This is a genomic window from Corynebacterium sp. HMSC074C05, from assembly GCF_001838325.1.
Lineage (GTDB): Bacteria > Actinomycetota > Actinomycetes > Mycobacteriales > Mycobacteriaceae > Corynebacterium > Corynebacterium amycolatum.
Window position 1 is genome coordinate 245115 of the sequence record NZ_KV836292.1, and the last position, 14773, is coordinate 259887.

General features: G+C 57.7%; 10 protein-coding genes. 9 read left to right on the plus strand and 1 reads right to left on the minus strand.

The annotated features are described in order from the left end of the window. Positions 1 to 39 precede the first annotated feature (39 nt). From HMPREF3042_RS07300 to HMPREF3042_RS07310, 3 genes are all read left to right on the plus strand, one after another. The gene (locus tag HMPREF3042_RS07300; protein WP_070856690.1) at positions 40 to 1035 is read left to right on the plus strand and encodes a bifunctional riboflavin kinase/FAD synthetase; all 996 of its coding nucleotides are present in this window, start codon (positions 40 to 42) and stop codon (positions 1033 to 1035) included. 141 nt (positions 1036 to 1176) lie between these two features. Next, positions 1177 to 1446, plus strand: a complete 270-nt coding sequence (gene rpsO / locus HMPREF3042_RS07305; RefSeq protein WP_016422594.1) for a 30S ribosomal protein S15 — start codon at positions 1177 to 1179, stop codon at positions 1444 to 1446. 505 nt (positions 1447 to 1951) lie between these two features. After that, positions 1952 to 4219 (plus strand): polyribonucleotide nucleotidyltransferase, encoded by a 2268-nt coding sequence (locus tag HMPREF3042_RS07310; RefSeq protein ID WP_070856691.1) that lies wholly within the window; start codon positions 1952 to 1954, stop codon positions 4217 to 4219. A gap of 79 nt (positions 4220 to 4298) precedes the next feature. On the opposite strand, the gene HMPREF3042_RS07315 is transcribed toward HMPREF3042_RS07310, so the two are convergent. Beyond that, positions 4299 to 5687 (minus strand): DHA2 family efflux MFS transporter permease subunit, encoded by a 1389-nt coding sequence (locus tag HMPREF3042_RS07315; protein ID WP_246822368.1) that lies wholly within the window; start codon positions 5685 to 5687, stop codon positions 4299 to 4301. Positions 5688 to 5923: 236 nt separating this feature from the next. Between HMPREF3042_RS07315 and dapB the strand changes: the two genes are divergently transcribed. The 6 genes from dapB to HMPREF3042_RS07345 all read left to right on the plus strand — a co-directional run bounded on the left by dapB (position 5924) and on the right by HMPREF3042_RS07345 (position 14633). Next, on the plus strand, positions 5924 to 6706 hold the full coding sequence (dapB, locus tag HMPREF3042_RS07320; RefSeq protein ID WP_070856693.1) for a 4-hydroxy-tetrahydrodipicolinate reductase: 783 nt from the start codon (positions 5924 to 5926) through the stop codon (positions 6704 to 6706). A 20-nt stretch (positions 6707 to 6726) separates the two neighbouring features. Continuing rightward, the gene (gene thyX / locus HMPREF3042_RS07325) at positions 6727 to 7479 is read left to right on the plus strand and encodes an FAD-dependent thymidylate synthase (RefSeq protein WP_069358744.1); all 753 of its coding nucleotides are present in this window, start codon (positions 6727 to 6729) and stop codon (positions 7477 to 7479) included. A 58-nt stretch (positions 7480 to 7537) separates the two neighbouring features. Further along, positions 7538 to 8443 carry a 4-hydroxy-tetrahydrodipicolinate synthase gene (gene dapA, locus HMPREF3042_RS07330; RefSeq protein ID WP_069358743.1) on the plus strand — a complete coding sequence of 302 codons (906 nt, stop codon included), beginning with the start codon at positions 7538 to 7540 and terminating at the stop codon, positions 8441 to 8443. Then, positions 8443 to 10524 (plus strand): ribonuclease J, encoded by a 2082-nt coding sequence (locus HMPREF3042_RS07335; RefSeq protein WP_070429435.1) that lies wholly within the window; start codon positions 8443 to 8445, stop codon positions 10522 to 10524. Before dapA ends, HMPREF3042_RS07335 begins: the two co-directional genes overlap by 1 nt. Before the next feature lie 89 nt (positions 10525 to 10613). Then, positions 10614 to 11231 carry a TIGR03085 family metal-binding protein gene (locus HMPREF3042_RS07340; protein ID WP_016422602.1) on the plus strand — a complete coding sequence of 206 codons (618 nt, stop codon included), beginning with the start codon at positions 10614 to 10616 and terminating at the stop codon, positions 11229 to 11231. A gap of 105 nt (positions 11232 to 11336) precedes the next feature. Further along, on the plus strand, positions 11337 to 14633 hold the full coding sequence (locus HMPREF3042_RS07345; RefSeq protein WP_070856758.1) for a DNA translocase FtsK: 3297 nt from the start codon (positions 11337 to 11339) through the stop codon (positions 14631 to 14633). Positions 14634 to 14773 lie beyond the last annotated feature (140 nt).

Consider the following 14773-nt stretch of genomic DNA (forward strand, 5'->3'; position numbering starts at 1 on the left):
TGCGGTGTGTTAAACGGTGACCAGTTACACTAGCTCTTTGTGGAGATTTGGTATGGCTTGGACAATGCACCCGAAGACCTGGGGGACACGGTCGTAACCATCGGAGTGTTCGATGGTATTCATCTAGGACATAAGCGCCTGATAGCTGCTGCAGTCAGTGACGCTCGCGCTCGTGGCGTGAAGTCGCTGTTGATGACTTTCGACCCCAACCCCGTAGCGCTGTTTGCCCCGGATAAGGTGCCGCCGGCACTGTCCACCGTGTCCCGTCGTGCCGAGCTGGCAGAGGCGGAGGGAATTGATGCCATGCTCGTCGTGCCCTTCGACAAGAACTTCTCCAGCATCCCCCCAGAAGACTTTGTACGCACCGTTATCCGCGACAAGCTGAATGCACAGGCCGTCTTTGTTGGCCAGAACTTCACCTATGGGCAGAAGGCCGCGGGCACCGCCGAGACTATGCCGGAGCACGGCCGGAAGTGTGGGGTCGACGTCACCATCGTCGACCTCCTCGACGTCACTGCCGCGGATTCGACCGAACGCGTTTCGTCGACACGTATTCGCGGTTTGCTTGCCGACGGAGCGGTGTCCGCAGCCGCCTCGTGTCTCGGGTACTTCTACCGTGTCGATGGTGACGTTATTCCCGGTCAGGGGCGTGGGGGAGCGCAGCTGGGCTTTCCGACCGCCAATATTGACTTCGCCGAGGGCTTGGCAGTCCCGGCTGATGGTGTCTACGCGGCATGGTTTACGGCTCAGCCGACGGCAGCCCGCCCGGAGCCGGACCCGAAGGGCGATATCGAGTTTGGGGTGCGCTACCCAGCAGCCGTGTCGGTGGGCACTAATGTGACCTTTGGAGACACTGATCGAACGGTCGAGGCCTACGTGATTGACCGTCACGCGGACCTCTACGGCGCCGCCGGGCAGGTTGAGTTTGTCGATCGGATTCGCGGAATGGAGAAGTTCGACTCGGTCGAGGAGCTCATTGACCGGATGAACCAGGACGTAGTAGACACCGAGGCCATTTTGGCAAAGACCGATTAGCTGTTAAAGTAAAACGCTGGCTGTGACTGCGGTCCACAAGCAGTTGCGAGGAATCAGCTGCCAAAAGCTGTTTAGTTCCGGGAAAGCCGAGAATGTGGACTGAAAAAACGACCATAATTTGATTCAAGGAGTTAGATTTACATGGCTTTGAACACTGCAGAAAAGGCTGAGATCCTCAAGGAGTTCGGCCTGCACGAGACCGACACCGGTTCCCCGGAGGCTCAGGTTGCACTGCTGACCGCTCGTATTCGTCAGCTGACCGAGCACCTGAAGTTCCACAAGCACGATCACCACTCTCGTCGTGGTCTGCTGCTGCTGGTCGGTCGCCGCAAGGGCCTGCTGCAGTACCTGCAGGACAACGACGTTGAGCGCTACCGTAAGCTGATCGAGCGCCTTGGTCTGCGTCGCTAAGATTTCCCTTAAGGTCCTGTTTGTCAGAGCTTCATTGGTGTAAGTTGCTCTGTTAATTCAAGGCTTTTAAGCTTTTAGACCCGCCGTTTGGGTTTCCATTGGATGGAAGCTCACGGCGGGTCTTTTTGCTCACTTGTCGTTGTGGTATTCACTCATCGATGCGCTGTAGCGTGGCCACAAGTGAATACCTCATCGACATGTGGAGGGGGCTGACCGACAGCGTGCGCATAAGTGCCGGGGCACCATCGATAAGACACGGTAATTCGTCGACAAGACACGGTAATCCATCGATGAGTGAAGAGAAGTCATCGATAAGTGCCCCCCGCTCCGCAAACTCCTAGAACCCCGCGTAGGTGTAAAACCCAGGTGACAGTGAGAAATCTCCGACTCGCCCAATACGAGAACTTCCCGGGTTACCTGGTAGAATGCTGGGCGCAAACAAAGTCCACTCGATTTGATGAAGGCGACATCGATGATCGCCGCTATTTCTAGGAGTAAGAAACCTATGGCCAACAGCAAGGCTGTTGAATTTTTCTTTGATGAGGATTTCGGTATTACCGAGGCCGTTACCACTATCGACAATGGTGATTTCGGCACCCGCACCATTCGCTTTGAAACGGGCCAGCTGGCTCGTCAGGCCGATGGTTCGGTGACCACTTACTTGGACGAGGAGACCATGCTCCTGTCCACCGTCACTGCTTCCAACCAGCCCCGCGAGGGCTTTGACTTCTTCCCGTTGACCGTCGACGTTGAAGAGCGTATGTACGCTGCGGGCAAGATTCCGGGTTCGTTCTTCCGCCGTGAAGGTCGCCCGTCCACCGACGCCATCCTGGCATGTCGTCTGATTGACCGTCCGCTGCGCCCGACCTTCGTCAAGGGCCTGCGCAACGAGGTACAGGTTGTCGTCACCGTCATGTCCTGGGATCCGCAGGACCGTTACGACGTTGTCGCAATCAACGGCGCGTCAGCTGCAACTCAGCTTTCCGGGCTGCCGGTTTCCGGCGCTGTCGGTGGCGTCCGTATCGCGCTTGTTGCTGATGACAAGCACCCGGAGGGTACATGGGTCGCTTTCCCGACCGAGGAACAGCACGAGCAGGCTCTGTTCGAGATGGTTGTCGCTGGCCGTATCGTTACCCGCAAGCGTCGCGGCAAGAACGTCGAAGATGTCGCCATCATGATGGTGGAGGCCGGAGCAGGGGAGACCGTCGTCAAGCGTATTGCTGACGGTGCACCGGCACCGACCGAGGACATCGTCGCCGCTGGCCTCGAGGCAGCAAAGCCGCACATCAAGGTTCTGTGTGAGGCACAGAAGGGTCTGGCTGAGCGCGCAGCGAAGGAAACGCAGGAGTTCCCGCTGTTCCCGGCATACAGTGATGAGATTTTTGACGCAGTCGAGAAGAAGTCCGCTAAGAAGCTGGCCAAGCTGCTCACGATCCCGGGTAAGCAGGATCGAGATGACGCCACCAACGAGTACATGGAGGACGTCGAGGGGCAGCTGCTGGAGCGCTTCGTCTCCGATGATGTCGACGAGCAGGCTGTATCTAAGCAGATTCGCGCTGCATACAACGCAGTGATGAAGCAGATTGTCCGTGAGAAGATTCTGGCTGAGGGCTTCCGCATCGATGGTCGCGGTGTTACCGACATTCGTGACCTTGGCGTTGAGGTCGGCTTGGTTCCGCGTGCCCACGGCTCTTCGCTGTTTGAGCGCGGCGAGACCCAGATTCTGGGTGTCACCACTTTGGACATGCTGAAGATGGAACAGCAGATTGACTCGCTGACCCCGGTTACTTCCAAGCGCTACATCCACCACTACAACTTCCCGCCGTACTCCACCGGCGAGACCGGTCGTGTTGGCTCTCCGAAGCGCCGCGAGATTGGTCACGGGGCACTGGCTGAGCGTGCTCTGCTGCCGGTCGTGCCGTCCCGCGAGGAGTTCCCGTACACCATTCGCCAGGTCTCCGAGGCTCTTGGATCCAATGGTTCGACTTCCATGGGCTCGGTCTGTGCTTCGACTCTGTCGCTGTACAACGCCGGTGTGCCGCTGAAGGCCCCGGTTGCCGGTATCGCCATGGGCCTGGTTTCCGGCGAGGTTGACGGTGAGAACCGCTTCGTCGCGCTGACCGATATCCTCGGTGCAGAGGACGCATTCGGTGACATGGACTTCAAGGTCGCTGGTACTGCTGACTTCATTACCGCACTGCAGCTGGACACTAAGCTCGACGGTATTCCGTCGAAGGTTCTGGCCGATGCCCTGTCCCAGGCTCGTGACGCACGTCTGGCCATCCTGTCCACCATGGCTGAGGTCATCGAGTCTCCGGACGAGATGAGCGGTCTTGCTCCGAAGATCACCACCGTTAAGGTTCCGGCGTCCAAGATCGGTGAGCTCATCGGCCCGAAGGGCAAGACAATCAACGGCATCACCGAGGAAACCGGTGCTGATATCTCCATCGAGGACGACGGCACCGTATTTGTCTCGGCAACTTCCGGTAAGGCCGCGGACGCTGCAATTGAACAGATTAATGCAATCGCTAACCCGCAGCTGCCGAAGGTCGGCGAGCGCTACCTGGGCACTGTCGTGAAGACTGTCGCTTTCGGTGCTTTCGTCTCCCTGACGCCGGGCCGTGACGGTCTGATTCACATTTCCAAGCTCGGTGGCGACAAGCGCATCGAGAAGGTTGAGGATGTCATCAATGTCGGCGACAAGATTCAGGTCGAGATCGCTGATATCGACAACCGCGGCAAGATCTCGCTGGTTCCGGTCGAGGACGACTAACCGCCTGTCGTAGACAGTAAGTAGACAAAAGCGGCTAGGCACTGCGCCTAGGCGCTTTTTGTTTCGCTCAAAGCGAGAACTATTGCAATGCGATCTTCTTCCGCTGCGGCTTGAGCAGCGTGGTCAGGAAGATCAGCACCACGCCAAGACCCGCGGCGGTAAACATCGCAATGCTATAGCCACGAATCAGGTCGTCGGTTGCAGGAGCTGCTGCACCAGCGCCGGAAAGACCCGCGGCAATGACAGTCGACAGCGCGACAAAAAATGCAGTACCAACCGCGCCTGCAACCTGCTGCAGCGTGTTCAGGATCGCTGAGCCATCCGGGTAGAGGTTCTTGGGAAGATCGCCAAGGCCGAATGTGAACAGTGGAGTAAACAGCAGCCCCAAGCCAATCTCAAAGACGATGTGGCAGGCGACAATCCACCACAGCGGAGTGGACGCCGAGATAAAGCCGAGCCCGAAGAGACCGAGGGCGAGAACAATAGAACCAGGGATTGCCAGCGGACGCGGACCGTAGGTGTCGAAAAGGCGGCCAACAGTCGGACCCATAAGCCCCATAATCAGCGGGCCGGGCATCACAATTAGTCCAATGGTCTTGACATCAACACCGCGCAGGTTGAGGTAGAGCGGCAGAATGATGATCACACCGAACATCAGCATAAAGCCGAAAGTCAGGATGGTTGTGGACAGTGTGAAGCTCTTGGTACGGAAGGTCCGAAGGTCCAGCAGAGCTCGGTTTCGTGGTGCCAAGCGGCGCTGACGCATGATGAAGAGCACCAGTAGCACGATTCCGGCTGCGCAGAGGATTCCGTCGATAAGCGAAAATTCGGCACCCACACGGCTGAGCGCATACACGAGCGGACCGAATGCGCCTGCGCTGAGGAACACCGAGAGAATATCGATGGGCTTGGCGGAGTTTTCCTCGATGTTGGGCACGAGGATGACGCCGACCACGAGCACAATCAGGCCGAGCGGCAGCATCGTGTCGAAGAGCGCATGCCAATTGTTGTTTGCAATCTCCAGAATTAAACCGGAGACAGTTGGGCCGATAGCAGGTGCGACGGCGATGACTATGCTCATGCGTCCCATCATGCGACCGCGCTCATGTTCCGGTACCACATTGAGAACCGTGGTCATCAGTAGTGGCAGCAACACTGCGGTGCCGGAGGCTTGAACAACGCGTGCGAGCAGCACGATTGCAAAACCTGGCGCGAAGGCGCCAATGAGAGTGCCTACGACAAATAGCCCCTGGCTGATTGCGAAAAGAGTGCGGAAACGCACTGAGGCAATAAGAAAACCGGTGACTGGAATGACAACAGCCATGGTCAGCAGGAATGCCGTTGTCAGCCATCCGGCAGTCGCTGCGCTGATGTTAAGGTCCGCCTTGATGACGGGAATTGCGACACTCATGACCGTCTCGTTCAAGATAGCCATAAATGCCGCAGCTAGTAGCACATAAATGGCCATGTAAGCGTTTTTCGGCGCTTTGGCCTGTGCTGCTTCCGAACTTGGGCTCAATTCGGAATCTTCAGATTCAGAAACCAAGAGAAGTCACTTTCTAGATATAGGTACTGAAATAAGTAATTTTCTAAGATGTTGCGGCTTAGCGCAAGAAAATCCCCATCGTAAGCCGACAAAACGGCAAAGCCGACGGGGGCATTGGCACACAAGTTGCCCAACACATTCTAAGGTAAGGGATAGAGATGAACCCGTTGGGAAAGGACAAGAGAGCTGTGAGCAATATCAAGGTCGGCGTACTTGGCGCCAAGGGCAAGGTAGGGTCCACCATCTGCGAGGCAGTTGAAGCCGCCGACGATTTGGAGCTGGCAGCGGGTCTCGACTCGGGCGATGACCTGAATGAACTTGTCACCGCTGGTGTGCAGACCATTGTTGACTTTACTCAGCCCGACGCTGTGATGGGCAATCTTGAGTTCTGCATTAAGAATGGTATCAACGCCGTCGTGGGTACCACGGGCTTTACCAAGGAGCGCCTCGATCAGGTGCAGCGCTGGCTTGACGACGCCGACGGTGCCGCCAATGTCCTTGTTGCACCGAACTTCGCAATCTCCGCGGTATTGACCATGAAGATGGCAGAGCTAGCCGCTCCGTACTTCGAGTCCGCTGAAGTTATCGAAATGCACCATCCTTTTAAAAAGGATGCCCCCTCGGGCACCGCTATCCACACTGCTGAGGCTATTGCCCGTGCTCGCAAGGAAGCAGGCATAGGGGAGCAGCCCGACGCCACTGAGCAGACTCTGGATGGTGCTCGCGGCGCCAATGTCGAGGGCATTCCGGTGCACGCAGTCCGTATGACCGGTTCGGTGGCTCACGAGACCGTTATCTTCGGTGCTGAAGGGCAGTCGCTCACCATCAAGCAGGACTCCTACTCGCGCACCAGCTTCGTACCGGGCGTACTGCTGGGCGTGCGTAAGATTGAGGATTTTCCGGGTCTGACTGTGGGACTGGAGCCGTTCCTGGGTCTTTAATAGCCGGGAGTTAACTTAAAATGTCTGAAAATGTCACTCTCAAGGCGCAGCTAATCGCCGCGACCAGCTTCTTCCCGCCAGAGGACATCGACTTTGATACCGATGCCGACGGTGGGGAAGCATTAATTGAGTTCTCTGGCCGGGCTTGTTATGAAACGTGGGACAAGCCTAATCCGCGAACTGCGACGAATAGGGGATATCTGCGGCATGTGCTCGAGGTAGGCCACACCTCACTTTTTGAACACGCAAGTGCAAGCATCTATGTCCGTGGCCTGTCGCGCTCGTGTGCACATGAACTCACGCGGCACCGTCACTTTTCCTTTTCGCAGTTGTCGCAGCGGTTTGTGCCGGCCAGTTCCAACAATGTTGTGGTTCCTCCCGCAATTGCGGAGGACCCGGATCTGTTGCGAGTTTTCGAAAGCGCGGTTGATCAGTCCCGTTTCGCCTATGGTGAATTATTAGACGCACTGGAAGAAAAGTGGGCCGACGAGCCCAACGCTATCTTGCGGCGAAAGCAGGCACGCCAGGCAGCCCGGGCGGTTTTGCCCAATGCCACCGAAACTCGAATCGTGGTTACTGGTAATTTCCGGTCTTGGCGCCACTTCATTTCGATGCGTGCGACCGAGCATGCCGATGCTGAAATTCGGGAGTTGGCAGTGGCATGTCTGCGGGAGCTGCAGCGCTGCGCTCCTGTTGCTTTTGGGGATTTTGAGATCAACACTCTGAAGGATGGGTCGGTCGTCGCGTCGAGTCCTTACGCCTTCGAGGGGTAATCGCACGTACAGTGTGAAGATATAGTCGATTGAGATTTTTAAGAAAAGGTAGTCAACAATGAGCACAGGAATTGCGTCAACTCGCGGTGCTGACATTTTCGGCACTGTCGCCGTAGCTATGGTGACCCCTTTTGATAAGGACGGAAGCCTCGATGTCAAGGCAGGTGTGCAGCTCGCTGGGCACCTTGTAGACGGCGGCTGCGATGCACTCATTCTGGCCGGTACTACTGGCGAGTCGCCTACTACGACCGTTGAGGAAAAGCTTGAGCTTCTCCGAGCTGTCCGCGCAGAGATGGGCGATAAGGTCAAGCTTGTGGCCGGTGCCGGTACCAATGACACGGCCGAGTCTATTGAGCTGGCAAAGGCTTCTGTGGAAGCGGGCGCGGATGCGCTGCTCGTCGTCACGCCGTATTATTCCAAGCCGTCCCAGGAGGGCCTGTACCGCCACTTTACGGCGGTGGCCGACGCAACCGAGGCTCCGGTGTGCCTGTATGACATTCCGCCCCGTTCGGTTATTCCGATTGAAGTTGATACCATTTACCGGTTGGCGGAGCACCCGAGAATCCAGGCTGTTAAGGACGCCAAGGGAGACTTGGGAGCTGCCGCCGGCATTATCGCTAATACTGATTTGGCGTGGTACTCCGGTGACGATGTGCTGAACCTTCCGTGGCTGTCGATTGGCGCCACCGGGTTCATTTCCGTTATTGGACATGCAGCCCCGCAGCTGCTGGCCGAGGTGCGCTCTTGTTTTGACAAGGGTGACCTTGCTGGTGCGCAGGCAGCCCACGCGAAGATGACTCCGCTGTTTGCCGCTCAGGCTGCACTTGGCGGTGTAAGTTTTGCTAAGTCCGCTCTGCGTCTGCAGGGCATTGAGATAGGAGATCCACGCTTGCCGCAAATTGCAGCAAATGACCAGCAGCTTGAGGTGCTTGAAGAAGCTATGCGGAAGGCAGGTGTTCTGTAGTGGCTGAAGGACGCAATCGCGCCCGCAAGGTAACTCGTAAGGCCGGTCCGCCTTCCGAGTCTGACGTGGCTGCAGCAGAGCAGTCCAAGAACTCTGCATCCAAGGGCTCCGACAAAGGTCGAGCTAACTCGAACGGCTCGAAGTCCTCGCAGCGTTCCGGTGATCGTAAGAACGCCGGCAACGCTAAGAAGTCCCAAGGTTCGTCGAATTCTTCCAACCGCGGTTCTCGTGGTGGTCGCGGTGGCCGTGGCGGTAACCGCGGAAATAATTCGCGGGGTGGCCGTGGCGGGCGTGGCGGCAACCGTCGTAACGTAGTGCAGTCGATGCAGGGTGCAGACTTGACGCAACGTCTGCCCGCGCCGCCGAAGGCCCCCAAGGACGGTCTGCGTGTGGTCGCGCTGGGTGGTATTTCCGAAATCGGTCGCAATATGACCGTGTTGGAGTACAAAAACCGACTGATTATCGTCGACTGTGGCGTGCTGTTCCCGAGCTCGGATGAGCCGGGTGTTGACCTGATTCTGCCTGACTTCTCCTACATGGAAGACAAGTGGGATCGCGTGGAAGCTCTCGTGGTCACCCACGGTCACGAGGATCACATCGGTGCTATCCCTTGGTTGCTCAAGCAGCGCGCGGACATCCCGATTATTGCTTCCCGCTTTACCTTGGCACTGATTCAGGCCAAGACACAGGAGCACCGTCAGCGCCCGAAGGTCATCGAGGTCAACGACACCAGCCACATTCAGCGTGGTCCGTTCGATCTGCGTTTCTTCAACGTCAACCACTCGATTCCGGAGTGCCTTGGCATCGTCATTAAGACCGGAGCTGGCATGGTTGTCCACACCGGTGACGTGAAGATGGACCAGACCCCGCCGGACGGAAAGCCGACTGACCTGCCGGCGCTGAGCCGCTACGGTGATGAGGGAATCGACCTCTTCTTGTGTGAGTCCACCAACGCCACAATCCCGGGCTTCTCCGGTTCCGAGGCGGAGTTGGCTCCGACCCTGCGTCGTCTGATTATGGACGCAAAGCAGCGCGTTATCGTTGCGGCTTTCGCGTCGAATGTCTACCGCGTTCAGGCTGTTATCGATGCAGCTGTCAAGGCTGGACGAAAGGTCGCGTTCAACGGCCGCTCCATGATTCGCAACATGCGTATCGCGCAGGAGTTGGGTCTGCTGACCGCGCCAGAGAACACCATCGTGGAGATGAACGAGGCCGCTCGCATGGCGCCCCACAAGGTCGTGCTGGTGACTACCGGTACGCAGGGTGAGCCAATGGCTGCGCTGTCTCGCATGGCCCGTCGTGAGCACCGTCAGATTACCGTCCGTGATGGCGACCTGATTATCCTCAGTTCTTCGCTGGTACCGGGTAACGAAGAGGCGGTCTTCGGCGTTATCAACATGTTGGCCCAGATTGGTGCCACGGTTATCACTGGCAAGGATGCCAAGGTTCACACCTCCGGTCACGGGTTTGCTGGCGAGCTGCTGTTCCTCTACAACGCAGCCCGTCCGTCGAATGTCATGCCAATTCACGGTGAGTGGCGCCACATTCGTGCCAACAAGGAACTGGCTGTGTCCACTGGCGTGAAGCCAGAAAACGTTGTCCTCGCTCAGAACGGTGTGGTTGTCGACCTCGTTGACGGCCGCGCTCGTGTAGTTGGCCAGGTTCCGGTCGGTAACCTCTACGTTGATGGCGTCACCATGGGTGACGTCGACGCTGACGTGCTGGCAGACCGTGCTGAAATGCGTGAAGGTGGTCTTATCACCGTCACAGCCGTCATCGATAACCGCACTGGTCGTCCGTTGGAGAAGCCACGGGCTCAGGCTCGCGGTTACTCGGACGACGCCAAGGAAGTGCTCGCAACCGTCGAGCAGGTCGTTGACGATACTCTCTTTGACCTGGCTGGCAGTGGCGAGAACAATCCATACCGTATGGCTCAGGAAGTTCGTCGCCGCACCGAGCGCGTCATTAACCAGAAATGGCGTCGCAGCCCGATGGTTGTTCCGACCATCGTGCCGATGTCCTCAGAGGCAGCCGAAGAGGTCACCGATGAGGAAATCAAGGAGTCGCGCGAAAGCATCTAAGTTTCTAGAGCGTCTTTTAGCGTAAGAGCCCGCATCCACCTAAAGCCGTGTGGATGCGGGCTTCTCCGTGCCTGGTCTAGTCTGGAGCTATGACTTTTGCTGAACGGGAACGTGAAGACCTAGCTAATCTACTGCTTAGCGTCGGCCCCGACGCACCGACCTTGTGCGAGGGCTGGACAACCCGGGATTTGGCCAACCACCTTTACATTCGCGAAAACCGTCTGGATGCCGCTGGCGGGATGTTCGTCAAGGCGCTTTCGGAACGCCTCGATGCTGTTACCGCTGAGGTCAATCGAATGCCCTACGTCGAAGTGGTGGGGAAGTGGGGCAGTGGTGCTCCGCGATGGAATCCAATGAACTGGGCAGACCGCTATGTCAACACTGCGGAGAACTTCGTTCACCACGAGGACGTCCGTCGTGCCCAGGAAGGTTGGACCGTTCGTCAGCTGCCACCCTCCGGAGTTTCAGACCTGTGGCGCCTGGTCACTACTGCCGGCCGTATGATGTTGCGCGGTTCGACCTCGACCGTGGTGCTAATGCGCGACGACGGGGTTGCGGTGACCCTAATCGACAACAGTGCTAAGGGTGCTCCGGTTGTGACTGTCCGCGGAAGCGTCGGGGAACTGGTGTTGTGGCTCTATGGCCGTGACGAGGTACGCGTCACCATCGACGGCGACGAATCGGGCATCAAGCGCAACAGCCTTTAAGATCACGTTCTCAGTTCTGGACAGTCGTGGCAGCCCGCCTGTTAAACAATGACACGCGTGTGACTAATGTGAAAACGATCCGGTGTTAGCTGTAAGGTTATGGTCATGTCTGCGACCAGCCGAACCAGAACTGACAATCGTCGTGGATCTTCCCGCTCTGCGGAGACAGATGCCACGCGGCGATACCCCGTGCACAGTGCCACGGAGGAATTCGAGCGCACTCCTAGCGCCATGTCGTTCGTGGGCAATAGCTTGGCCAGCGCCTGGACTGAAACTGCCCGCGGCGTGGCCGGTCTTGCCCGTCGGGTAGGCGGTCGCAAAAATAAGCGAGATGAAGAGGAGAATATGTCGCGGCGCGAAAGAGACGCCGATTTTTCGACGAAGCCCCGTAGGAAGCGTCGTAAAGCAGCTAGCGGCTATGACGATGTAATTGAACCGCCGGCACCGGCCTCCGTGCCAGCTGACGAGTTCGACGCAGACTTCGATGAGGGTGGCGAACCGGGATCGAAGGATGGCCTCGCACTACTCGTGCTGGCGTTGGCGATTGTGCTCGCTGGCTCGACATGGTTCCACCTGGCAGGGCCAGTGGGGGAGTTCATTGAAACGGCAGTGCGCACGCTCATTGGTATCGGCGCTTTTGTACTTCCGGTGCTGCTCGGTGTTGTTTCCGTATTAATGATGCTGGATGCTATGCCGCGCCGTGAACGTCTGACACCTACCATCACTGGAGCTTCGCTGATCGTGGTGGGGCTGCTCGCAATTGTGCATATCGGCTCGGGTCGTCCTGCGGACTGGCAGGGGCGACGTGCAGCTGGTGGCGCAATTGGTGGTTATATCGGTTCGCCGCTAGCAGCCGGGTTTACCTCGTGGGTCGCCGTGGTTTTGTTGCTGGGTATCGTTTTTTACGGCGCTCTGGTGCTCTCTGGCGCGACGGTGCGCCAGCTTATCGATGCCACTAAGGAATACTTCAACTTTTCCGAGTGGTCTTCGCGTCGTGCCGGCGACGAGCCGGAATCGGACGATCCCTACGGCAATGTCGATGACATGCTGGAACGTCGTGCGAGCTGGGATTCCGATACCGCATATGCCGATGAGGACTTTGACCAGCCGACGCAGCTAATTGAGCGTCGCCCAAGCCACAGCAGCCGCACGCAACATTCCTCGTCTCGTTCGACCGGTCGCCCTGCTTACCGAGCGCCCCGTCGTGGCGCGGATAGCCGTATATCCGCACCCGAACCCGCGCCTTACGACGAACCGGATACTGACGGTAACCTCTACGATCTTTTGGACGAAGAGCCGCAGAGGAACCGACAGGCTCCGCGACGTGCCCGTCAGGTTGAGGATGTCGACTACGATTCGGCAAAGACCACAGTGTTCGATGTCCGGAATGGGGCACCGCACTCCAATCGAGTTTCCCCAGTGGAGCCGGCGTTTCCGGCAGCTGAGTACGTGGAGGAAGCTCAGTCGGATGCAGTACATCGCGACACCGCTGAGACAGAATCGACTATTCCAGCTGTCGGGGGCACGAACTACCACGCTGTCGACGAGGATTATGACGAGTACTCCGAGTACCCGACGCAGGAGGCTGCTGCAGCTAATAACAGCGAACGGAATCGTGTTTCCGATTCCCGAGCTCCGAAACAGCCCGCTGTTCAACCTGAGGCCGTAGAGCCGGCGAGCGCGCCGCAGGGCGAGTCGTCTGTCGATGATTCGCGGGATGCAGTGTCTGAGGCTACCCGCCGCACAATGGATGCCATTGCCGCTCGTTCTGGTATCGATGCCTCTAAGATTCCGGCCACAACTCCGAAGTCTGAATTGGAAAAGGATGCCGAGGGTACTTCCGGTTCGTCGGCACGCACGCCGGAATCTGACTACCACCTGCCATCGACTAATTTGTTGATTCCAGGTGAGCGTCCCAAGACACGTACGGCGACGAACGACCGCATGATTGAGGCGATTACTGAAGTATTCGCAGAATTCAAGGTCGATGCTGCGGTGACTGGTTTCTCTCGCGGTCCGACGGTGACTCGCTACGAGGTCGAGCTTGGCCCGGGCGTGAAGGTCTCGAAGATCACGAACCTGCAGTCCAACATTGCCTACGCGGTAGCGACCGACAATGTCCGCTTACTGACTCCGATTCCGGGAAAGTCGGCCGTTGGTATCGAGGTGCCGAACAACGACCGTGAGATGGTTCGGCTTGCCGACGTACTCAACGCGCCCAAGACCGTTGCGAACGATGACCCGATGCTGATCGGTCTCGGTAAGGATATTGAGGGCGAGTTTATCTCGCACTCCATCCAGAAAATGCCGCACCTTCTCGTTGCCGGTTCGACCGGTTCGGGTAAGTCCGCGTTCGTAAATTCGATGTTGGTTTCGCTGCTGACTCGTGCGACCCCGGAGGATGTCCGCCTGATTCTGGTGGACCCGAAGATGGTCGAGCTGACTCCATATGAGGGGATTCCTCACCTGATTACGCCAATCATCACTCAGCCGAAGAAGGCCGCGGCGGCTCTGCAGTGGCTGGTTGAAGAGATGGAACAGCGCTACATGGACATGAAGGCCGCCCGCGTCCGTCACATCAAGGACTTCAACCGTAAGGTCAAGTCCGGTGAGATTACGACCCCACTTGGCTCGGAGCGCGAGTACCGTCCGTACCCGTACATTGTCTGTGTCGTTGACGAGTTGGCAGACCTGATGATGACCGCACCCCGCGATATCGAAGATGCGATTGTGCGCATCACGCAAAAGGCCCGTGCCGCCGGTATCCACTTGGTGCTGGCTACGCAGCGTCCGTCTGTGGATGTGGTCACCGGCTTGATTAAGACGAACGTGCCATCGAGACTGGCATTCGCTACCTCGTCGCTCACGGACTCCCGCGTCATTCTTGACCAGGGCGGTGCTGAAAAGCTCATTGGTATGGGCGATGGCCTGTTCATCCCACAGGGTGCAGGCAAGCCGCGACGTCTTCAGGGGGCCTTCGTCACAGACGAAGAGATTCAGGCAGTAGTCGATGCAGCTAAGGCGCAGGCCGAGCCGGATTACACCGAGGGTGTCACGGAGGATAAGAGTGCTGAGGCTGAGCGCAACATTGACCCCGATATCGGAGATGACCTGGAAGATTTGCTTCAGGCAGTCGAGCTGGTGGTCACCGCACAGCACGGGTCGACCTCGATGTTGCAGCGCAAGATGCGAGTCGGTTTCGCCAAGGCCGGTCGACTGATGGATCTGATGGAAACTCGCGGAGTGGTTGGACCGTCAGAGGGATCTAAGGCACGTGAGGTGCTGGTCAAACCAGAGGAGCTCGAAACCATTAAGTGGATGATCAAGGGCGCAAACCCGGAGGATGCTCCTAAGGAAGAAGTAAACGTAGTCGACGCTGATCCGAATCAGTCTATGGCGTAGGACGACCCAACCTTACCGCCGTTTCTGATTGCGTGTATAGTCGGCACACGTGGAGGGGAGTATCCCCGGTAAAAGTGGATGTTTTCCGCTAGCCCGTGACGGTTATCGTCAGCACGGATTGGACGCACAGACTCGTCTTG